The organism is Flavobacterium sp. LAR06 (genome assembly GCF_041946075.1).
Classification (GTDB): domain Bacteria; phylum Bacteroidota; class Bacteroidia; order Flavobacteriales; family Flavobacteriaceae; genus Flavobacterium.
The window spans coordinates 1-23,181 of sequence record NZ_JAUTYT010000029.1 but is presented as its reverse complement, the minus strand read 5'-3'; the positions used below and the strand labels follow the sequence as shown (position 1 = coordinate 23,181).

Annotated in this window: 18 protein-coding genes; 9 read left to right on the top strand and 9 right to left on the bottom strand. The window is 33.3% G+C overall.

The genetic code is table 11. The features are described 5' to 3' along the window. Nucleotides 1–574: 574 nt before the first annotated feature. Nucleotides 575–1,825, top strand: a complete 1,251-nt coding sequence (gene metK / locus Q7C23_RS23020) for a methionine adenosyltransferase (protein WP_375034691.1) — start codon at nucleotides 575–577, stop codon at nucleotides 1,823–1,825. 77 nt (nucleotides 1,826–1,902) lie between these two features. Here metK and Q7C23_RS23015 read toward each other — a convergent pair whose 3' ends face one another. From Q7C23_RS23015 to Q7C23_RS23005, 3 genes are all read right to left on the bottom strand, one after another. Continuing rightward, nucleotides 1,903–4,140, bottom strand: a complete 2,238-nt coding sequence (locus Q7C23_RS23015; protein WP_375034690.1) for a hypothetical protein — start codon at nucleotides 4,138–4,140, stop codon at nucleotides 1,903–1,905. 89 nt (nucleotides 4,141–4,229) lie between these two features. Beyond that, nucleotides 4,230–6,917, bottom strand: coding sequence for a carboxypeptidase-like regulatory domain-containing protein (locus Q7C23_RS23010; protein ID WP_375034689.1), 2,688 nt, complete (start codon nucleotides 6,915–6,917; stop codon nucleotides 4,230–4,232). A gap of 30 nt (nucleotides 6,918–6,947) precedes the next feature. After that, nucleotides 6,948–7,862 carry a GLPGLI family protein gene (locus Q7C23_RS23005; RefSeq protein WP_375034688.1) on the bottom strand — a complete coding sequence of 305 codons (915 nt, stop codon included), beginning with the start codon at nucleotides 7,860–7,862 and terminating at the stop codon, nucleotides 6,948–6,950. Nucleotides 7,863–8,094: 232 nt separating this feature from the next. On the opposite strand from Q7C23_RS23005, the gene Q7C23_RS23000 reads away from it, so the two are divergent. Both Q7C23_RS23000 and Q7C23_RS22995 read left to right on the top strand, forming a co-directional pair. Then, nucleotides 8,095–8,910 (top strand): hypothetical protein, encoded by an 816-nt coding sequence (locus Q7C23_RS23000; protein WP_375034687.1) that lies wholly within the window; start codon nucleotides 8,095–8,097, stop codon nucleotides 8,908–8,910. Further along, the gene (locus Q7C23_RS22995; RefSeq protein WP_072970398.1) at nucleotides 8,910–9,524 is read left to right on the top strand and encodes a deoxynucleoside kinase; all 615 of its coding nucleotides are present in this window, start codon (nucleotides 8,910–8,912) and stop codon (nucleotides 9,522–9,524) included. The genes Q7C23_RS23000 and Q7C23_RS22995 overlap by 1 nt, the downstream gene beginning before the upstream one ends. A 118-nt stretch (nucleotides 9,525–9,642) precedes the next feature. On the opposite strand, the gene Q7C23_RS22990 is transcribed toward Q7C23_RS22995, so the two are convergent. The 5 genes from Q7C23_RS22990 to Q7C23_RS22970 all read right to left on the bottom strand — a co-directional run bounded on the left by Q7C23_RS22990 (nucleotide 9,643) and on the right by Q7C23_RS22970 (nucleotide 17,328). Then, nucleotides 9,643–12,189: a sodium-translocating pyrophosphatase gene (locus tag Q7C23_RS22990; RefSeq protein WP_375034686.1), complete on the bottom strand. Its 2,547-nt coding sequence runs from the start codon at nucleotides 12,187–12,189 to the stop codon at nucleotides 9,643–9,645. 112 nt (nucleotides 12,190–12,301) lie between these two features. Next, nucleotides 12,302–12,832 carry an inorganic diphosphatase gene (locus tag Q7C23_RS22985; RefSeq protein WP_065449271.1) on the bottom strand — a complete coding sequence of 177 codons (531 nt, stop codon included), beginning with the start codon at nucleotides 12,830–12,832 and terminating at the stop codon, nucleotides 12,302–12,304. Nucleotides 12,833–12,942: 110 nt separating this feature from the next. Beyond that, nucleotides 12,943–13,542, bottom strand: coding sequence for a DNA-3-methyladenine glycosylase family protein (locus Q7C23_RS22980; RefSeq protein WP_375034685.1), 600 nt, complete (start codon nucleotides 13,540–13,542; stop codon nucleotides 12,943–12,945). Nucleotides 13,543–13,780: 238 nt separating this feature from the next. Further along, nucleotides 13,781–16,282 (bottom strand): DUF5686 family protein, encoded by a 2,502-nt coding sequence (locus tag Q7C23_RS22975; protein ID WP_375034692.1) that lies wholly within the window; start codon nucleotides 16,280–16,282, stop codon nucleotides 13,781–13,783. Between the two features lie 68 nt (nucleotides 16,283–16,350). Beyond that, on the bottom strand, nucleotides 16,351–17,328 hold the full coding sequence (locus Q7C23_RS22970) for a pyruvate dehydrogenase complex E1 component subunit beta (RefSeq protein ID WP_026983869.1): 978 nt from the start codon (nucleotides 17,326–17,328) through the stop codon (nucleotides 16,351–16,353). 492 nt (nucleotides 17,329–17,820) lie between these two features. Between Q7C23_RS22970 and Q7C23_RS22965 the strand changes: the two genes are divergently transcribed. The 4 genes from Q7C23_RS22965 to Q7C23_RS22950 all read left to right on the top strand — a co-directional run bounded on the left by Q7C23_RS22965 (nucleotide 17,821) and on the right by Q7C23_RS22950 (nucleotide 21,302). After that, nucleotides 17,821–18,567 carry an electron transfer flavoprotein subunit beta/FixA family protein gene (locus Q7C23_RS22965; protein ID WP_375034684.1) on the top strand — a complete coding sequence of 249 codons (747 nt, stop codon included), beginning with the start codon at nucleotides 17,821–17,823 and terminating at the stop codon, nucleotides 18,565–18,567. A 73-nt stretch (nucleotides 18,568–18,640) separates the two neighbouring features. After that, nucleotides 18,641–19,609, top strand: coding sequence for an electron transfer flavoprotein subunit alpha/FixB family protein (locus tag Q7C23_RS22960; protein ID WP_375034683.1), 969 nt, complete (start codon nucleotides 18,641–18,643; stop codon nucleotides 19,607–19,609). 164 nt (nucleotides 19,610–19,773) lie between these two features. Next, nucleotides 19,774–20,397 (top strand): bifunctional nuclease family protein, encoded by a 624-nt coding sequence (locus Q7C23_RS22955; RefSeq protein ID WP_056190192.1) that lies wholly within the window; start codon nucleotides 19,774–19,776, stop codon nucleotides 20,395–20,397. 53 nt (nucleotides 20,398–20,450) lie between these two features. After that, on the top strand, nucleotides 20,451–21,302 hold the full coding sequence (locus Q7C23_RS22950) for a thymidylate synthase (RefSeq protein ID WP_194658136.1): 852 nt from the start codon (nucleotides 20,451–20,453) through the stop codon (nucleotides 21,300–21,302). A 32-nt stretch (nucleotides 21,303–21,334) separates the two neighbouring features. Here Q7C23_RS22950 and Q7C23_RS22945 read toward each other — a convergent pair whose 3' ends face one another. Beyond that, on the bottom strand, nucleotides 21,335–21,631 hold the full coding sequence (locus Q7C23_RS22945) for an isoamylase early set domain-containing protein (protein WP_026983875.1): 297 nt from the start codon (nucleotides 21,629–21,631) through the stop codon (nucleotides 21,335–21,337). 247 nt (nucleotides 21,632–21,878) lie between these two features. On the opposite strand from Q7C23_RS22945, the gene Q7C23_RS22940 reads away from it, so the two are divergent. Both Q7C23_RS22940 and Q7C23_RS22935 read left to right on the top strand, forming a co-directional pair. Then, complete coding sequence (locus Q7C23_RS22940) at nucleotides 21,879–22,223, top strand: 2TM domain-containing protein (protein WP_375034682.1); 345 nt, start codon at nucleotides 21,879–21,881, stop codon at nucleotides 22,221–22,223. Nucleotides 22,224–22,235: 12 nt separating this feature from the next. Then, complete coding sequence (locus Q7C23_RS22935) at nucleotides 22,236–22,718, top strand: dihydrofolate reductase (RefSeq protein WP_375034681.1); 483 nt, start codon at nucleotides 22,236–22,238, stop codon at nucleotides 22,716–22,718. Nucleotides 22,719–23,181: the final 463 nt, after the last annotated feature.

Genomic DNA, 23,181 nt, shown 5'->3' with positions numbered 1-23,181 from the left:
GGAGTGAGAAAAATAGATTTTTTCCTGTTCAGATTATCTAATCTTTTTGCCTAATCCCCAACTTTTGCGTATGATCCATAAAATTTTGGTTTTCATTTCACTTTCGAACAAAAAAAAACCTCTGCAGTTACGCAGAGGTCTATATATAGGTTTGAAAATAAACTACAATAGTGTCTCTGCGGAAGGCTCCGGCATCATACATGACATATTGCAAACTGTTAATTTCATTTTTTCTTTTATTTTGATGCTGCAAATGTGCGAACTATTTTTTAATCAGCCAAACAAATTGCAAAATAATTTCCATTACCCTATCAATTTAGTATGTTTATGTTAAATTTCTGCTTATAAAAGTAAAAAAAGTTGAACTTTAATTTGCAAATCAAAATGGTTTTGTACTTTTGCACCCGAATACAGAGGAAAAATTTGAACTGATTGCAACCTCTTCATAATGAAACGGTTCGTTATGAATGCTGAAAGATAAATTTCGGCAGTAAAAAATGCTAAAGCAGACTTTCTCCTTTAGCCCTTTTTAAGCAATTTTTTTCCTCACTTAATTTTAATTTAATAAATTATTATGGCTTATTTATTTACGTCAGAATCTGTTAGTGAAGGGCATCCAGACAAAGTTGCAGATCAAATTTCGGATGCATTAATTGATAACTTCTTGGCATTTGATGCTGACTCAAAAGTAGCATGTGAAACTTTAGTTACAACTGGTCAGGTAATTTTGGCTGGTGAAGTAAAATCGAATACTTACCTTGATGTGCAACAAATTGCCCGTGAAGTAATCCGTAAAATTGGATATACTAAAAGCGAGTACATGTTTGAAGCAAATTCTTGTGGAATTTTATCAGCAATTCACGAACAATCTGCTGATATCAATCAAGGTGTAGACAGAGCTAAGCCAGAAGAACAAGGTGCAGGTGACCAGGGAATGATGTTTGGTTACGCAACTAACGAAACTGAAAACTTCATGCCATTGGCACTTGATTTATCTCATAAATTATTGCAGGAGTTAGCTATTTTAAGACGTGAAAATAAAGAAATCACTTATTTACGTCCAGATGCTAAATCTCAGGTAACTTTAGAATATAGCGACGATAACAAACCAACTCGTATTGATGCGATTGTAATCTCAACTCAACACGATGATTTTGATGAAGAGGCTACAATGTTGGCTAAAATCAAAAAAGATATTATCGAAATCCTGATTCCAAGGATTATCGCTAAAAATCCAGCTCACGCGCATTTATTTAATGATAAAATCAACTACCACATTAACCCAACAGGAAAATTCGTTATTGGAGGACCTCACGGAGATACTGGTTTAACAGGAAGAAAAATCATTGTTGATACTTACGGTGGAAAAGGAGCTCACGGTGGTGGTGCTTTCTCTGGAAAAGATCCAAGTAAAGTAGACAGAAGTGCTGCTTATGCTACTCGTCATATCGCTAAAAACTTAGTTGCTGCAGGTGTTGCTGACGAAATCCTTGTACAGGTTTCTTATGCAATTGGAGTTGCTGAACCAATGGGTATTTTTATTGATACTTACGGAACTTCTAAAGTAAACTTAACTAACGGTGAAATCGCTAAAAAAGTAGAAGCTATTTTTGATATGCGTCCTTACTTTATCGAACAACGTTTGAAATTAAGAAATCCTATTTATAGCGAAACTGCTGCTTACGGACACATGGGACGTAAACCAGAAGTAGTAACTAAAACTTTTTCTGCTCCGGGAGGAAACGAAAAAACAGTTACTGTTGAGTTGTTCACTTGGGAAAAACTTGATTTCGTTGACAAAGTAAAAGCTGCTTTCGGATTGTAATTAATCTGAAACTTTATATACAAAAAGAGGCTGTCTAAATAATTAGACAGCCTCTTTTTTTTGCTTTAGAGTATTTCTTAATATCTTCCGTCCTGCATCTTTGTTAGGGTCTCACGTATTTCATCTGCTGTTTCCACTTCTACCTCAGCACTTAAATATTTCACAGCTAATGTTTGAGTTTCGACAGCTTTTTGTTTTTGTCCATCCTTATAATACAGTTGGGCCAAAGTATCTAGATAATAAGGATTGTTTTTGGTTACCGCCAAACTATATTCAGACCAACCGATTGCAGATTTTAAAAAGTTAGCATTACCCGGTTTTAAAACTACTGTCCATGCAGCGGAATTACATAAGTTTGAATGGTATTCTTTAAATGCATTCCAACCGTTATAGGAGTAATCAGAAATTGGGTCTAAAGTCGCATACATTTCATCTAATTGTTCAATCGCACTTCCTTTATCAATTGCTAAATTGGCATTGAAATAACTGCTAAACTCTTTTAAATAACTTGTATTCGAACCATCCTTATCTTCTGCTTCACCCAAATAGGCAAAATAATTGCGGTAAGATTCAAAGTTTCCTTTTCCCGAACCAATTATCTTTTTATAAACTGATATGGTCTTGTCTTTATTTGCTTCCGCAGGAACGCCATCAGCTTCTATATAGGTATTTTGTTGTAATGCCGAAGTAATCTCAGCAATCACATTACCTACTAAATGCTTTTCTCCTTCTTTTTCATTAAAAGCTACTCTTTGCGCTTCAATTGCATCAGCATGTTTTACCAAATAATCAATGGATAGGAAATCAGTATCTGTCAACACTTTATCTTCATTAAAAAATTGCTTATAAAATCCTTGATTTTTAATTTCTTTCAGAATTGTTTCTACCAAATACAGGTTTGGTTTTGCATCTTTTTGATGCGCTTCAATTACTTTTTTCCAGTTTTGAGAAACTGTTTTTTTATCCAGCGTCACTTTGGCAAGTTTAAAATCTTCAGGATTTTCTGTACTTGTTTCAGCATAATCATAATCGTAAGGCATTTCGAGAACAGCCGCTTTATTAAAAGCCATAATCAAATCTGCATCCTTTGTTTTTTTATTTTTAATTACTTTATCAAAAGAAAGCAAAGCATTTACTCGCTGAGCTTTTTTATAAAATCCGTCATAATAATTGAATTGAGGTTGTTTCTCAGACAACTTAGCTTTTGAAGTTGCTAAAATATCTCCGTTTTCATTTAATACAATTATACTTGGATTATCTGTTATTTTATTGGTTTTCAACCATTTTTTATCTTCGGCGGAAGCCAAATAATAATTAAAAAGATCATATTCAGCATTATATCCATCATACATAGTATATCCAAGCTGCGCTTCCTGATCTTTTACGAAAGTATCAAAATCAGATTTCACCGCCGGATTTTTACTATTGACATACACAACCAAAAGTTTATTTTTAGTTGATGAAATAGCATTTTTTAAATTGCTTTCAATTTTCAATTTAAAATCACTCTTAGGAGGTACGGGAGGAGCATAGGCATCTACAACAACGGCAGCACTATCAACCACTGCACCATCCGAACCAAAATCATCACTTATCAATGCTTCTTTTCCAGGATAAGTCCAGTTTGAAATAGTTTGATTTTCAACCGGAACAACCTTAGAAACTGAGGCTTGAGGTGTGTCTTTTTCATTTAAAAAAACCAATGGATTTTTTCCTTTTTGCTCGGAAATTTTCAACTCTTTTGTTTTTTTATCAAAGAATCCGGCAATATTTAAATCGTCTAAAGCTGCCAGTTGGTAATTAACTGTCACTTCAGAAACATCTTTTGGCAGAGCAAATTTTGACAATTTACTTTCACCATTGTAATCTTCATAAACCAAATACAAATAGTCTGCTTTATCTATTTCAAAATCTAAATTGGTCTGAGTCCATTCCGGATCAACCTTCGTTCTGATATCAGTTATTTTTTGATACTGAACGGGATCATTTGAATTTTGAGTTCCTATGTAGAAAGAATAATAAGAAGGATCTAAAAATTTAATTTTAATCTTCTGTGCTTTATTATCAGTTGCAAAAGCAACATCAAAAGCATTTTCCGACTTTATCTTCTGCGAAAACAATAGTGAATCGCCTTTAATTTCATAATCGCCTGAATAAAAAACCAATTCATACTTATTATCATCTAATAAATTCAACTTAATTTTTTGCCCTTTATTTGTTGAAAGATAGGTTCCTTTTTCAATACTTTTTGTTTGAGAGAAAGAAGAATATAGTGCACAAAAAAACACTGAGAAACTCCAGATAAAATTACGCATGCTTACAATTTTGGTTATTAATATTGCGTGCAAAGATATCGCATTCCCCATTAAACAAATCACAAAAAAGAAGTTTTGTAATTAAAATACTATAAATTATATTTCACCGAAAAGATAATGTAACGAGGCTGCACTGTGTATTGCGAAACACGTGTAGAGAACTGTGAGAAGCTATCATCATTGAGAAATGTAGTATTTAATAAGTTGGTACCAGAGACTTTATATTCCCACTTACTGTCTTTTTTCTGATAAATCAAACTAGCACTTAAAAAATCATATTCGTTATCAACTGTTTTGTCCGAATTATAATAATGATAGAATTCATATTCTGAAACAAATGAGAAGCTGTTCCAGAAGTAATAATCTAATCTTGCAAAAGGTTTGTCTGTATAGTAGGTTGAACCACTATATTGATTGATTAATGCGTTGTAACCTACTTCTAAATTCGGAAAGTTTTTATAGTTTGTCGAAGCTCTTACAGTATAACTTTGAGTAAAACTTTCTGTGGTGGCCAGCACATTATTCTGAATGTTATTAAATTTTGACCAATTGAAACTTGCAACTACTGATGCTTTGTAATTCTTTAAAAAAGAGCGTCCGTAACTCCCCATCCCTGAAAAAGTTTCATCTGCCAAATTAGAATTGTAAGGCACTGATGATTGATTAATTCCATCAAAATCGGCTTTGGTTTTAATGGCATCTACTTTTTTAGTATAAGTGGCATTAGCAAAAATATTCTCAAAATTGAACATATTGTATTTGAAATAACGCAGCGAATGAACTTGAGAAGTGGCATTTTCTAAAGTTCGATCTCCTCTAAACAAACTGCTGTAATCGGATAAAACATACCCTGCTGCCAACTGATTAATATCTGTAAAATCATTTGACAAAGAAAAATTATAAGTCAGTGTTTCTGATTTTTTGATTTGATATAAGGCGAAAAAATCAGGTAATACTTTTGTGAAGTTTTGAGAATAATCTGTTCCTAATTGCGTGTTTGTCATCGAGTACGAATGCAAACTTACTCCCGGTGTCAATGTAAATTTCCCTGATAAGATCTTATAGTGAAAACCTAAAAAAGTATCATTAAAATTATACTTTACCTGATTGTTATTTTGAGAATCATTTAAATCATTTCGATCACCATTATCCAGCATCTGAAAAATATGAGAGTTGAAATCCTGATACGAATAGGTATTTCCTAAAGTAATATTGATGTTGCTTTTTGGTGTCACCATATAATAGTAATCCAGTTTCGCATCGAGTTTATTGGTTTTTACAAAACGATCCTGATTCAAATCATTTCTTTGCTGTCCCTCAGTATATCCTGATAAATCAAAAGGCTGCGAACGTAAATTGGCATTATAAAACGGATTTTCGTCCTGATACAAATGTTGCATTTCAAAAGCAAAAATATTTTTATCGCTTTGTGTATAATACAAACTCAAATTTTGGTTTATTGAAGTCGGATTTTGTTTTTTATTTGTAAAAATCGTTTCAACAGAAGAAATATCATTTACAATTGATTCACGCAACAATTCAGTGTCTTCGTCTTGTTTAGATAATTTGGTTAGGATATCATAATCAAACTGAAATTTATCGTTTGGCTTATAGGTCGAACTCAATTTAAAAAGACCCAAATTATTCTTTTGATGCGTTAACTCATCTCTTTTTTGCTGATCACCTGAATCTAAAATCGTAGTTTGAGATTTGGTTTCTAAATCTGTTTTTGACGCAGAAAGTATTCCGAAACCACTAATATTCCAAACTTTTGTAACGGAATAAGCAAAATTGGTTGCGCCAAACTTCGTTTCTATTTCCTTAGCCCGATTGTTTCTTAAAATAGAAATTCCTAAATCATTTGATGAAACATTAAAATTGCTCCCACCCTTTTTCATCATATTTTTAAATCCACCTGTGAACTTAAAATAATCCTGGGCTGTCAAAGGCAATTCTCCAATATTATTAAAATTGGTAATTAAATTGATCGAATATTTTGGGCTGTAATAAAATAATTTCGGATTAATAATATAGCGACTATCTAGTTCTGCAACCCCAATTCCGGCCGTTGCATCACCAAACCAAAAGTTCTTTTTACCTTCTTTCAGTTTAATATTCATGGCCACATTATCCTGATCATTTTCTAGACCTTTTAAAGCACCAACTTCATTGTAATTTCTCAAAACCTGAATTTTATCAATTGCATCAGCAGGAATATTTTTAACACCCAGTTTGGTATCACCGTCAAAAAAATCTTTTCCTTCAACCATTAATTTGCTGACTTTTTTTCCTTCAACTTCAATTTCTCCATCGGCATTTACCTCAACTCCCGGTAATTTTTTCAACACATCTTCCAGCTTTTTTTCTGTTCCGGATTTAAACGAATCTGCATTATACACAATCGTATCTCCTTTTATTGAAACTGGCATTTCACGAACAATTTCGACACCTTCAAGTTCAATTCCCGAGCCATCCATGACAATATTCTGAACAATGTTTTCACTATTAGTTGAGATTGAAATTTCTTTAGATTTCATTCCGAGATAACTTACCTTAACCGTATAGACAGTATTTGACTTTAAAGTAAGCTGAAATTTTCCTTTATCATTGGTAATTCCGTACGAATCCATTGCTTTTGTTCCGTTGTTTACGGCCATTATATTGGCCATTTCCAAAGGGTTTTTCTGTTCGTCCTGAATAAAACCATCAAACCGTACCGTTTGGGCAAAGGTTATAGACGTCATTAATAAAATAACGGAGAGAAGTATATTTTTCATGGGAAAAATCTAAAGATGATTTGCTTAAAATTATCGTCTGATCATTACTGGGCCAGCACCAGGACCACCTTCGCGACCACGGTTCATTTCTCTAAATTCTTCCATTTTTTTAATTACAGTTTCATCGTAATCTTTCTGAGAGATCACTTTGCCTTTTGTAGGTGCTTTTATTTCGACTTTGTCTTTAGCATTTAAAACAATCTTCGAACATAAAATGGTAGTTCTTCCATCATTTACTTCGAGAATTAAACCAGGCAAACCCCAATAGTTTTCGGGACCTTGGTTTATTGGGATCTCTGGAGAATACCACGCAGTTATAATAATCTCTTTTGGAATTTCAAAATTGTCTGCAAAATTAGTTTTTGTTTCTCCCGAAGTTTTCTTGGTATCTTCTTTTTTATCTTCAGGCTTTTTGTCTTCTCCATCTTTAGGCCTTAAATTTCTAAAGTCTGTTTTACTGGCTTCTTTTACTGCTGTTGCTTTATAACAAGTGTATCCACCAATTTGCTTGGTTTCCGATTCCATTTTCCAATTTAATTTTGGAAGAGAATCTATAACCAGAAACTCTTTTCCCATAAACTCTTTATCAACCGTATACGATTTGCTCTTCACATCTTTATAAAAAGTGCCTCCACCACCCATAAAAGAGTTCATCATAATACGCATTCCTCCACCTTGTTGCCCCGGAGTTTCTAACTTTTCTTCTTCTTTGTAAATGGAGGCCGATTTATCGAAATTTAAAATAAACGTTTTCTCCAGCATTTTTTTCATTCGCTCTTCCATGTTTTTCTGCATTTCAGGCGTAATATCGCGGTTTGCACGCATTCCTTCCATTTTAGGTGCTTGCGTTTTTGACTCATAAACAGCCATTCCCTGAAAGTCTTTTTGTGCACGCATTTGAGTAAACACAAGCATCAAAGACATACATATAAATATTTTTTTCATTGGATTTTCTTTTAAATTGAGTTCATCATGGGAACTTACTCTCAAATGTATTATTAATTTTAAAATACTAAAAATTAAATATATCAATACGTATAACCTATCGACGAAATCAACTGTTAATTAGATTGTTGTAATTATGAAAGGTTTAAAGACTAAATCAAACTAAAAATGCTATTTACTCTATTTCATACTATACTTTTTTGTAATTTGGCTTCTTTGAAACCCATTTCTTATGAACAAGACTGTACGCAAAATTTTAATACCACTTTTTATCGCTTGTTCATTTTCTGCCGTTTCTGCGCAAAATCAAAAAATAAAGGCTTCTTTAATTTCAAACTTTACATCTGATATTGATGACTTTTTGGGTTATGATTCTTTTGGATTTTCTTATCATATAAAAAATAATGTATTTAAAAAATTTAAAGGGAATGAGATATTTGAGTATAAAAATGTTTCATTAGGAAATATTACCAAAGTCGATATCCTTAATCCACTCAAAATAGTTTTATTCTATGAAGATTTTAATACGGTGGTTTTATTGGATAATCAATTAAACAAAATGACCGAAATTAATTTTTCACAAAACAACACGCCCATTGTTGTACCTGCAATTGGCATGTCAACTCAAAATCAATTATGGATTTTCAACACCCTGAATCAACAAATTGGTCTTTTTGATTATTTAAGAAATGAATACAAAACAGTTTCTACCCCTTTAACAGACGGCATAAAATATTATCAGACTGACTTTAATACCTTTTTTTGGATTGATAAAAAAAACAATTGGTTCTCTTGTGATATTTTTGGAAAAACCAGGGCCTTAGGAAAAGTTGTGGACTTTGATAAGATTGAAATTTTAAACGATCATCAATATATTTTCAGCAAAGCTAATTTGTTGTATTTTAAAGACATTAGCAGCACAAATTCAGATACCGTTTATGAAATTGAAATTTTACAAAAAAGCTTTGATAAATTCTGTTACAAAGACCAAATTTTATCTATTTTTACAACTAAAGAAATCACCAATTATAAAATCGTAACACCGTAATGCACATAGCAATAGCAGGAAACATAGGCGCTGGAAAAACAACTTTGACTAAATTATTGGCCAAACATTTTAAATGGGAACCCCATTATGAAGATGTTGTTGATAATCCTTATCTAGATGATTTTTATCACCAAATGGAGCGTTGGTCATTTAATTTGCAGATTTATTTCTTAAACAGCAGGTTTCGTCAGGTGCAGCAAATTCGCGAAAGCGGAAAAAAAATCATTCAGGATAGAACAATTTATGAGGATGCCTATATTTTTGCTCCCAACTTGTATTCTATGGGATTAATGACGAGTCGTGATTTCGAAAATTACACTTCATTATTTGAATTGATGGAATCCTTAGTAAAAGCTCCTGATTTATTAATTTACTTAAGAAGTTCTATTCCTAATTTAGTAGGGCAAATTCATAAACGCGGACGCGAATACGAGAATTCAATTTCGATTGATTACCTAAGCCGACTGAATGAAAGATATGAAGCCTGGATTCAGACTTATAACAAAGGAAAACTTTTGATTATAGATGTTGACAACATTAACTTCGTAGACAATCCAGAAGATTTAGGAAACATCATAAACCGTATTGATGCTGAATTAAACGGGTTGTTTTAAAAACACAAATTCCACGGATTTGCACTAATAAAAAAATGCCTCTAAAAATTTTAGAGGCATTTTTTGTTTCAAAACCTTTGTCAAAGTTTAAAACTTTGACAAAGGTCATCAGTCTATATTATTTCGCAGCTTCAATCTTTGCTTTAACCTCCGCTTCAGTTCCTTCGTAAACTTCAGTTGTTGTTTTTCCGTTTTCAGTTTTTGTTACCGTTCCAACTGTAACACCGTTCGTAGTTGACAAATTAACTTCAACTTTATTTTTGCTGTATTTAGTTGTATCAAAACAATCTGTTCTTTGGTTAGCATACTTTCCATTTGTGTCATAATGCGCTAAACATTTTGCTGTTTCTTCAGCAGTACATCCTTTTTCTTTGCACATTTTAATACATTCTTCTTTTGTCATTCCTGATAAATCTCCACATTTAGAAACACCAGTTACTGAAATTTCCTTTTTACAGCATGATGCTTTTTCAGTCATAGTTGATGAAGAATGCCCTTCTCCTAATATTGGAGCAATTACAAGACCTATTAAACAGGTCAATTTAATCAAGATATTCATTGATGGACCAGAAGTATCTTTAAACGGATCTCCAACTGTATCTCCGGTTACAGCAGCTTTATGTGCATCAGAACCTTTATAAGTCATTTCGCCGTTAATCATAACTCCAGCTTCAAAAGATTTTTTAGCATTGTCCCAAGCACCTCCGGCATTGTTTTGAAAAACTGCCCAAAGCACTCCAGAAACAGTAACTCCTGCCATATACCCTCCTAACATTTCAGCAATTAACTGATTGTTATCTCCATAAACTAATTTACCTAACAACACAATTGCAATCGGGAAACCAATTGTCAAAATTCCAGGTAGCATCATTTCGCGTAAAGCAGCTTTTGTAGAGATTTCAACACATTTTCCATACTCCGGTTTTCCGGTTCCTTCCATGATTCCTGGAATTTCCTTAAACTGACGACGTACTTCGTACACCATATCCATCGCTGCTTTTCCAACAGAATTCATTGCCAAAGCTGAGAATACTACCGGAATCATTCCTCCGACAAATAACATAGCTAAAACTGGTGCTTTAAAAATATTGATTCCATCAATTCCTGTAAATGTTACATAAGCGGCAAACAAAGCTAATGAAGTTAATGCTGCAGATGCAATTGCAAAACCTTTTCCTGTTGCTGCTGTAGTGTTTCCTACTGAATCTAAAATATCTGTTCTTGTACGTACTTCTTTTGGTAATTCACTCATTTCTGCAATTCCTCCAGCATTATCTGAGATTGGTCCGAAAGCATCAATTGCTAACTGCATTGCTGTAGTCGCCATCATTGCCGAAGCTGCTAATGCAACTCCATAAAATCCTGCCAAAGCATAAGAAATCCAGATTGCCGCTGCAAATAATAAAACGGTTGGAAAAGTAGAAACCATACCTGTCGCCAAACCGGCAATTACGTTAGTTCCTGCTCCTGTAGATGATTTTTGTACAATTGCCATTACTGGTTTTGTGCCTAGTCCAGTATAATATTCTGTTACTGATGAAATGGCTCCACCAACTACTAATCCAACCAAAGTGGCATAAAAAACACGCATTGATGAAATATCTTTAGAACCTTCTCCAAAGAAGCTCATTTGCATTGTCTCCGGTAACATATGTTGTACTAAGAAGAAACAGGCAATTGCAGTTAAAGCAATTGAAACCCAGTTTCCTATATTTAATGCTTTTTGTACTTGTGCTTCTTTGGCATTATCATCAGAGATTTTCACTAACATAGTTCCGATAATCGAAAATAAAATTCCAAAACCGGCAATTGCCATTGGAAGTAAGATTGGACCAATTCCTCCAAAAGCATCCTGAATAGAACCGCCCATATCTTTGATAACATAATTCCCTAAAACCATTGCAGCCAAAACTGTTGCCACATACGAACCAAATAAATCGGCTCCCATACCTGCAACGTCTCCCACATTATCTCCTACGTTATCTGCGATTGTAGCAGGATTACGAGGATCATCTTCCGGGATTCCAGCTTCTACTTTACCTACTAAATCGGCACCAACGTCAGCAGCTTTAGTATAAATTCCACCTCCAACTCTGGCAAACAAAGCGATTGATTCTGCACCAAGTGAAAATCCTGCCAAAGTCTCTAAAACCTTAGTCATATCCTCAGATGATGTCCAGGCTCCATTCATGAATATCTGAAAGAAAACAATAAAAAAACCTGTCAATCCTAAAACAGCAAGACCAGCAACTCCTAACCCCATTACGGTTCCGCCTCCAAAAGAAACTTTCAAAGCCTGAGGCAAACTTGTACGCGCAGCCTGCGTTGTTCTAACATTCGTTTTTGTTGCTATTTTCATTCCCATATTTCCAGCCAAAGCAGAGAAAAATGCACCAAAAATAAAAGCAACTACTATTAATATATGTGTGGTAGGAACGATGAAAGAAATTCCGGCTAATACTAAACTGGCACCAATTACAAAAAAAGTTAACAATCGATATTCAGCTTTTAAAAATGCGAGGGCTCCTTCATAAATGTGATCTGAAATTTCTTTCATTTTACCGTCTCCCGCATCTTGTTTTAAAACCCAAGTCCTTTTTATTCCCATGAAAAGTAATCCTAAAATTGCCATGACAATTGGCAAGTAAATCATAAATGCATTCATAATATAGTAATGGTTTTGGTTAATAGTCAATAAACTAACTAAAACGAATTTAAACAAAAAAGCAATACTCCTAACGGAGTATTGCTTTTTTTATAATAGAATAGGGTAAAAATTATTTAATGCTAAATAATCCCTCTGGTTTGTTTTCGATATCATCAAAACGCTTAGTACACTCAGCAATAATTGCAAATGCTTCGTTTACGTCTCCCCAACCTTCAACATCTACTTGCTTGTTTTCAAGATCTTTGTAAACCTGGAAGAAATGCTCGATTTCTTTCAATAAGTGTCCATTAATATCAGATAAATCATTTAATGAATTCCAGATTGGATCTGAAACTGGTACACAAATAATTTTTTCGTCCGGTCCTTTATCATCTGCCATGTGGAAAACACCAATTGGCTTTACTTCAATAACACATCCAGGGAAAGTAGGTTCATTGATCAAAACCAATACATCAAGAGGATCACCATCAAGAGCTAAAGTTTCAGGAATAAATCCGTAATCAGCAGGGTACATCATTGAAGAGAATAACATTCTGTCAAAACGCATTCTTTTGATTTCAAAATCGTACTCATATTTATTTCTGCTTCCTCTTGGTATTTCGATCAATACATCGAAAGTCGTTAGTTTGTCTGCGGTCATTTTCGTTTTTTATTATTTCTATAAATTCGATTGCAAAAGTAACTAAAGAATCCTTTTTTACAATAAAAAACTGCATTAATCTACATACTTTTCTGTTAAATAACAAACAGTTAATATGTAATTTTTCTGTTTCGTTTATTTAAATAATAATGCCACAGTAAATAGGTCGCATAAGATCGATAGGGGCTCCATTGTTCAGCATGGATTTCCATTTCGTTTTTGTCGTGAATATCCAATAATTCCTTGATCGTATTCACAACTGCAATATCGCCTAGCGGAATCAAATCTGGTTCCTGAAGACAGAACATTAAGTAAATATCGATAGTCCAATTTCCGATTCCTTTTAACTTAATAAGTTCTTCCCTGACTTCTTTTGCCGATTTTGAAGCCAGACTTTCAATATCTAATTCCTTATTTAAAACTGCTTCAGCAAGGATTTTAATGTATTTTGTTTTTTGGCGACTTACACCCAAAGCTCGAAATTCTTCATCTGGCAAAATCGCCATGGTTTCAGGATTACAAGTTGTATAGGCTTTAATTTTTAAAAATGTGGCTTTCGCCGAATCAATAGAAACTTGTTGTTCGAGTATTAGCAACACCAAAGTTTCAAAACCCTGAGGACGTTTCGGAATTGGAGGTAAACCATATTTCTCAATAATTTCCTGAAATATTGGATTTTTGGTTGATAGAAAATCGATGGCTTCTTGCATTACTGTAGTTCTTAGTCTATTTCAAAATAAAAAATAATCTTTTAAAGTTGCGAAGTTTTTTTGCTCGCAGATTTTGCAGATTCAGCAGATTTATTTCTTTAAACCGAAAATATAAAATCTGCGCAGATCAGCTTAAATCTAAATAATCTGCGTGAAATACTATTATATACAGAAAAACGCCAAGTTGCAAAGAAGTAAACTTAGCGACTTGGCGTCTTTGTGGCAATAATTTTTATTTTTAGAAATAGAACCCAAAAGATCCTTTTACTGCAAATTTATTAGCATCCGGAGCATTTAAATAACTACCTCTCCAGGAGAAATCAATTCGGAAAACCTTAAAGATATTCCCTATCCCCGCATTGTATTCCCAATATACATTTTCCGGTGCATTATAAGGCTGATCAGAAGCATTGATGGCTCTGTTTGCAGCTGATATGGTTCCGTAAACTCCTTTTACACCAACAAATTCTCTCCAATTTAATTTTCTCATAAATGGGATTCTGGCAAATAATCTTCCTCCAAAATCATGATTCCATTGTAAGGTCGTATACTGATCTGTTATGAATTCGTAGAAATTCAAGTTACTAAACGTATTTTCAATGGTGAAATAAGTCTGGTTACCCGGAATAACACTCATTAATCCTAACGGAATTGTTCCAAAAGTCTTACCTGTTTCTAAAATAATATTAGATCTTCCTAAAGGCCCGATTATAATAGGTTGCTTATAGTAAATCTGTATTTTTTCATAAGCAAAATCACTATTAAAAACACCTTTTAAACCATAACTAAAGTTAACAAAGAAATGACTAAATGGACTATCGACAAGATCACGCTCTACTCCAAAACCAATAGTTTTTCGGTTTGGCATAAACTCAAACTGAATATTAGCTTCAGATTGTGTTACCGCACTTGCTACAACTCCTGCAGGATTTGAAGGGCTTGGCAAAGTGGTATAATAATCTAAACTAAAAGTAGGCGAAGCAGATTCTAAAGTTCTATAAGAAAGCCCTGCCTGCACAACAAAATTCTTCATCGGTTCCATTTCAACCGAAATGTTACTCAAATTAATATTGGTCAGCTTTCCGTTACTTCCTGTTGTGAAAAACGCCGAAGAAGCAAAACTTCGTCCTAAAATATCATTTGTTGTAGTTAAGCTCGCACCAATTTGTTCAATGTCACGCCTGTTTCCTCCAGAAATAATAAATCGTTTTTTCTTATCAAGCATCCATTTTCCTGAAACACCATATTTGAATTTATTATCATCAAAACCATATGCGGTGTACGCCTGTATACGCCAAGGGTCATTTGGTCCAAAATAAGTTCTTCCTCCCGCTCGAATCCTTAATCCTTCGACTTCATTGTAGCCAAATGTGGAGAAAATAGGTCCAAAGTCAAAATTTTTAAACTCGACGTAACCACTTCCTAAAATGGAAACCAGATTGTATATTTGTTTAAATCGTTTGACAGTCTGCAAAGTATCGAGCATTTTATAAATACCCAATTCGTCTTTATTTAATTTCTCAAAGCGGTTCTCTTCCCAAAACTCGTCCGGTCTATCATAAACCTCATTGTCAATATAATTAACCTCTTCTTTATAAAACTTCTCGGGTTTTTGAATATTGAATTTATGATTTCGATATAAGGTCGTTCGTTTTCCATAAACGCCTTTGGATTTTTCCTTTTTATTCAAAGCAAAATCAGACATCATATAATCGCGTGTCAACAGAAAAACAGAGTCATTTTCTACATCAAATTCCTGTTCTATATAAATATCTTTTACCCAGTTAATATTAGCGCTTTTAGTAACGCCCATATTAATTTTCTTAATAGCAAAAGTGGTATCGTTTACCCAAAAATCTCCTTTAAATGTTAATTCGTTTTTTCGTCTTGGATAAAAAACAATATTATAACACCATTTTTTATCGATATAAGCACTGTCTTTTAAGACATAATTGTAAACGTCAATTCCTGTTTTTGAAAGTGGACTTGTAAAACTTTTATCAAAAAAAGTAAGATGATTATCGTAAATATTATAATCTGAATAAAGATCTTTTACAAAAGATAGAATCTGTTGATTTCCATTGAAACCAGAAGTTTTACTTCCGGCAATATTTTCTTTTGTTTTCTTTAATTTATTGTCACCGTATACATCATACACAGATTCATTGATAAAAATTGGCAGGTATGTTTTTCCTGTAACATCAGAAGTATCCACATGATTAAAAACAAACTCCATTCCTTTAAAGAGCTTATTTTTCATGAAAGCACTGTCAATCGTGTTCATATCAAACTCGATTTTTTCGTACTTCTGCATTTGATACTGATTGAATTGGTACAGACCGTTTTTACGTTTTCGTTCCCAAATTTTTCTCAAAATATCTAGTGCCGGGTTATTCTTTTTTGATGTTTTTCCTGTAAAAATTACAACTTCGTTTAATGCTTCAGCTTCGCTTAAAACAATTTTAAAATTATAATTAACTGTTTTTTCCAAAGGAATTTCTTTATCTGAAAATCCTGCAGAAGTAACTAACAATGCCGTGTACGTTTTTGGCGACTCTAAATAAAAACGGCCATCTTCATTTGAAACTATTCCGGTATTTGAACCCTTAAAAACAATATTAGCAAACGGAACAGGCTGATTCAATTTATCCAAAACAATTCCGCTCACTTTAGTTTGTGCAGTAGCAATATTCGCGAGTGCAAATACAAAAAACAGGCTGAGTAAAATTATTTTCTTCATCATCTGGCAAAAAAAAAACTTCATCAATTAATATGACTGATGAAGTTTTATAAGTATTGTTTATTTGATTATTTGTACATTACTTTCTTTACTGCTTTTACGACATCAGCTGCATTTGGCAACCAGTCTTTTAGTAAAACAGGAGAGTAAGGAGCAGGAGTATCCGCAGTTGTAATACGTTGAATTGGCGCATCAAGAAAATCGAAAGCCTGTTCCTGAACGATATAAGTGATTTCAGATGAAATACTTGCAAATGGCCAAGCTTCTTCTAAAATTACCAAACGATTTGTTTTCTTAACTGATTTTAGAATCGCTTCATTGTCCATTGGACGAACTGTTCTTAAATCGATAATCTCACATGAAATTCCTTCTTTAGCTAATTCATCAGCAGCAATAAAAGCCTCCTTGATAATTTTTCCAAAAGAAACGATAGTAACATCTGTACCTTCACGTTTAACATCAGCAACTCCTAATGGAATTGTGTATTCTCCGTCTGGCACTTCACCCTTATCACCATACATTTGCTCAGATTCCATAAAAATTACAGGATCATTATCACGAATTGCAGATTTCAAAAGTCCTTTTGCATCATAAGGTGTAGAAGGAACTACAACTTTAAGACCAGGAGTATTAGCAAACCAGTTTTCTAAAGCTTGAGAGTGAGTTGCCCCTAATTGACCTGCAGAAGCAGTTGGTCCACGAAAAACGATTGGCACATTAAATTGTCCACCAGTCATTTGACGCATTTTAGCAGCATTATTTATAATTTGATCAATACCAACTAAACAGAAGTTGAAAGTCATATACTCTACGATAGGACGACAACCGTTCATAGCTGATCCTACTGCAATTCCTGTAAAACCAAGCTCAGCAATTGGAGTATCGATTACTCTTTTTTCACCAAACTCAGCAAGCATTCCTTTTGAAGCTTTGTAAGCTCCGTTATATTCTGCAACTTCTTCGCCCATTAAATATATGGATTCATCGTGACGCATTTCTTCGCTCATCGCTTCACAAATGGCCTCTCTAAATTGTATTGTTCTCATATTTATATTGTATGTTGAATTTTCTGAAGAGCAAAAATAAATATTTTAAATAACTTAAAAGCATAAATTGAATTTAAAATCACACGAACTTCGCCCTCTTCTTTCGCTTTTAACGTTTAAAATTTTATCGTGATATTTACGAAATCGATATAATTGTGATTATTCCACCCATAAACCCATTTTTCAGACAAACACCATCTTATTTGTTTAATTCTGATTTCAGCGAATTCTATCTTCAAACGGAACAAATCAAAAATTAGTACACATGCACTTCAAATTTAACAGCTCTCTACCGGATTAGCATTGCAAAATTCCTAAGAATCAGAGCCAATAACTGAATTTTCAATTTCAAATTCTAACAAAAGCACTTTCAAATTCCATAATCTTCAAAAACGTAATAGTTTTTAAAAAATATTATGCATGCATAGTATATTATTCCAATTTTAATTTCTAAATTTGTCAAAGCATATTATAAATATAAAATATATACTTATGAAAATATTAGTTTGCATCAGCCATGTGCCTGATACTACTTCAAAAATTAACTTTTCCAATGGTGATTCAGAATTTGATACCAACGGTGTACAATATGTAATTAATCCTAATGACGAGTTTGGTTTAACACGTGCAATTTGGTTTCAGGAGCAACAAGGAGCAACTGTAACTGTTGTTAATGTTGGAGGACCTGATACAGAGCCAACTTTACGTAAAGCATTGGCAATTGGTGCAAACGAAGCAATTCGCGTAAACGCTAATCCAACTGATGGTTTTTTTGTTGCAAAACAATTAGCAGAAGTAATTAAAAATGGTGGTTATGATCTTGTAATTGCGGGAAAAGAATCTTTAGACTACAATGGTGGAATGGTTCCTGGAATGATTGCAGGAATTTTAGGTTCAAACTTTTTAAACTCTTGTACTTCATTAACAGTAGAAGGAACTAATGTAAAAGCAGTTCGTGAAATCGATGGTGGAAAAGAAACTGTAAGCACTACTTTACCATTAATTATCGGCGGACAAAAAGGTCTTGTTGAAGAAAAAGATTTGCGTATTCCAAACATGAGAGGAATTATGACAGCAAGAACAAAAGCATTGACTATTCTTGAACCAGTTGACGCTCCGGTTAACACTAAAGCGGTGAAATTTGAAAAACCAGCTCCTAAATCAGCAGTGAAATTAGTTTCTCCTGATAATTTAGATGAGTTAATCAACTTATTACACAACGAAGCGAAAGTAATCTAGTAATCAGTATTCAGTCACAGTTTCCGTTTTCGAACTTGGAACCTGAAACTTTAAACTTTTAAACAAAAAAAAAATGTCAATATTAATATATGCAGAATCTGCAGAAGGAAAATTTAAAAAAGTTGCTTTTGAATTAGCTTCTTACGCTAAGAAAGTAGCAGAATCATTAGGAACAACTGTAACGGCTTTGACTGTAAACATCAGTGATGTAAGCGAATTGTCAAAGTACGGAGTTGATAAAGTACTAAAAGTAAACAACGATAAATTAGCAGGTTTTACAGCTAAGGCTTACGCCGATGTTATCAAACAGGCTGCTGAGAAAGAAGGAACAAAATTAGTATTGCTTTCTTCTACAACAGACAGTATTTATCTTTCATCATTAGTTGCAGTTGCGCTAAACGCAGGTTTCGCTTCAAATGTTGTTGGATTGCCGGTTAGCACCTCACCTTTTCAGGTAAAAAGAAATGCTTTCTCAAACAAAGCTTTCAACATTACTGAAATCAGTACAGATGTAAAAGTTCTTGGTTTAGCTAAAAACTCTTACGGAATTTTCGAAAGCGCAGGATCTGCAACTGAAGAAGATTTCAATCCATCAATTGGAGATAATGATTTTGGAGTAAAAGTAGAATCAGTAGAAAAAGTAACCGGAAAAGTTTCTATCGCTGATGCTGACATCGTAGTTTCTGGCGGACGTGGTTTGAAAGGACCAGAAAACTGGGGATTAGTTGAAGATTTAGCTTCAGTATTAGGCGCTGCAACAGCATGCTCTAAACCAGTTTCAGATTTAGGATGGAGACCTCACAGCGAACACGTTGGACAAACAGGAAAACCGGTAGCAACAAACTTATATATTGCCATTGGAATTTCTGGAGCGATTCAGCATATTGCCGGAATCAACTCATCAAAAGTAAAAGTCGTAATCAACAGTGATCCAGAAGCTCCCTTCTTTAAAGTGGCTGATTATGGTATTATTGGAGATGCTTTTGAAATTGTACCTAAATTAACAGAGAAATTAAAAGCTTTTAAAGCACAACATTCTTAATTTAAAATTCTCTATCAAAATATAGCTGCCTAAAAACAAGATAATCGTATCTTTGTTTTAGGTAGCTTTTTTGTTCCATATTTTTTGATTAAAATTGCACCTTTATTTTTCAATCAAAAAAAGTATTAAAATGAGGCATTAATTGCCCTTTTTTACCCATATATATGAGTCTAGTAAAATTGTCCATAAAAGGAATTTCATACAGTCAAACTCAAAATGGCGCTTATGCCCTAATTTTGAATGAAGTTGATGGTGAAAGAAAATTACCAATTGTTATTGGTGCTTTTGAAGCCCAATCGATTGCTATTGCCTTAGAAAAAGAAATAAAACCTCCTCGCCCATTAACACACGATTTATTTAAAAACTTTGCTGAAAGATTTGATATTGTTGTAAAACAAGTAATCATTCACAAATTGGTAGACGGTGTTTTCTATTCAAGTTTAATCTGCGAAAGAGACAAAATCGAAGAAATTATTGATGCCCGAACTTCTGATGCAATTGCACTTGCTTTGCGTTTCAATGCTCCGATTTTCACTTATAAAAACATACTGGATAAAGCCGGAATTTATTTAAAATCAAATACTGCAGACACCGATTCTGGTGCTCAGGAAATTGATGACGTACTTTCTAATCCGGAAACTTTTGGTCACGAAGAAGAAAGCAATCAATCTGGCGATGTATATGCAAAACATACATTACAGGAATTAAATGAACTTTTAGACCAGGCCGTTTCTCAGGAAGATTATGAGAAAGCCGCTAAAATCAGAGACGAAATCTCGAAACGTTAATTCTTATTGTTTAATCGATTAAACAGTTCAACGAATAACCGAATAATCAAATTATGAAACAATACTTAGATTTAGTAAAACATGTTTTAGAAACCGGTTGCCAAAAAGGAGACCGAACAGGAACAGGAACAAAAAGTGTTTTTGGTTACCAAATGCGTTTTGATTTAAGTGAAGGTTTCCCAATGGTTACTACCAAAAAACTACACTTAAAATCTATCATTTACGAATTGCTTTGGTTTTTAAAAGGTGATACCAATATTAAATACCTACAGGATAATGGAGTAAAAATTTGGGATGCCTGGGCAGACTCAAATGGAGACTTAGGCCCTGTTTACGGACATCAATGGCGTAATTGGAATAGCGAAGAAATTGATCAGATCTCTGAATTGATTACCGAACTGAAAACAAATCCAAATAGCCGAAGAATGCTGGTTTCTGCATGGAACCCATCTGTTCTGCCGGATACAAAAAAATCATTCGAAGAAAACGTAGCAAACAACAAGGCAGCTTTACCTCCTTGCCATGCCTTTTTTCAATTTTATGTTTCGAGTCCCGATATTGAAAAAGGCGAGACAAAAGGCAAACTTTCTTGTCAATTGTATCAACGAAGTGCTGACATATTTTTAGGAGTTCCTTTTAATATCGCTTCTTATGCATTGTTAACTATGATGATTGCTCAGGTTTGTGATTTAGACGCAGGCGAATTTATTCACACTTTTGGTGATGCACATATTTACAACAATCATATCGAACAATTGGAGTTGCAATTAAGCCGCGAGCCAAAACCATTACCAAAAATGATTTTAAATCCGGATATCAAAAATATTTTTGATTTTGATTATAATGACTTCACGCTTTTAGATTATGAACCACATGCTGGCATAAAAGGAAGTGTTGCTGTATAAATAAAAAAAATCCGCTTGTATGAGCGGATTTTTTATACAACTAAAACACTATTTTCACTTCCTGCAAAATCATTCCATTTATAAGAATCAGCTTCAGGATCATTCACATATAATCCGTCAATTACATATTTAAACTCATAAATAGCATCCTTTACTAAGTCATAAGTTGCTTTAAAAGTTCCGTTTTTTAACTTGCTTAAAGCACCTTCTTCCGGATTCCAATTGTTAAAATCTCCCACTACAGCAGCCGAATTTGCATCTTTAGCCTCTACAGAAAAAGTAACTTTACACACTGGTTTTGTTTTGATAAATTGTTTCTTTAAAGACATAACTATTTAGTTTTTAGATTTATACACCTAAATTACAGAAATTCAGCTGAACATTCAACAACCTACTTATCGATTTATGATAATATCAAAAACGGCATATTTTTTCAACTACATTAATAATTTAAAGTGCAAATAATTTCGTGTTTCTCATTTAGCATTCCTTTGAACATAAATATTATACGATCAAAAACACCATGAATTCAAAATAAATTTTAACTTTATAACCTCATTATTCATTAATTGTCTTATGGAAAAAGAAGTGCACGAACAATACGAATACGCCCGAAGAAGACTTAGGCAAAAGAAAATCCTATATTTTCACTTTGTACTTTTTCTCTTAGGCAGTTTATTTTTATTTATTGCAAACAGATTTTTTGGTTTTGGCGCTAACACAAATCAAAACTGGTGTATTTGGGGCATTACAATATGGTTTTTCATCTTCATTTTACACTTTATCAAAATCTATATTACGGACAGATTTATGAATAAAAAATGGGAAAGAGAACAAATTGACAGACTTGTTGCTTTACAGCAAAAAAGAATTAGTCAGTTAGAGTCCAAAATAAATGAGAATACCGATAATAAAATTTAGTTTTAGAATACCATGATTATAATGATAGCGGCTGTTGCCGAAAATAATGCTCTTGGAAAAAATAATGAGTTAGTATGGCATTTGCCAAATGATTTCAAAAGATTCAAATCGCTTACAACCAATCATCACATTATTATGGGAAGAAAAACTTTTGAAAGCTTCCCGAAACCATTACCCAACAGAGTTCATGTTGTAATAACACGTCAAAAGGATTATAATCCTGAAGGCTGCATTGTTGTAGACAGTATTGAAAAAGCGATTTCTGTTTGCCCTGAAAATGAAGATTCTTACATCATTGGTGGAGGTGAGATTTATAATTTAGGAATGAGGCATGCTGATATACTTGAAATAACCAAAGTTCATCACAGCTTTGATGCTGATGCGTATTTCCCTGAAATTGATAAAACCGACTGGCAGCTAGTTGAATCCGAAGAAAATTTTAGAGATGAAAAACATCTTTACGATTATACCTATGAAACTTACATTAGACGTTAAATAAAAAAACATCCTCTTTTGAAGGATGTTTTTTAAAATGATTGATTTTTTTCGATCTGACTCTTTCAGGAAGTAGTTTTGTAAAAATTACAAATGTTTAAAACATTTGAATTAACTGAATAATATTAAAGTTATTTGAGAATAAACCCCAAAAAGAACCCTTAATAACAAATACCACTAAGATATTAAAGGCAAGAAAATTAAAATTTCCAAAAACAAATTTAATCCTAAGAACGTATTTTGCACCTATTTAAAATAGTATTGCGGTCTAAAAACAATACTTTCAAAACTACTTACAAGAACAAATGAGATTACCAGTGCAAAGAAGTATTTATTTGATTTAAGTTATTTTATTCTATCAATCATTAAAATTTCATCATTTTATCGGATCATACGCAAAAGTTGGGGATTAGGCAAAAAGATTAGATAATCTGAACAGGAAAAAATCTATTTTTCTCACTCC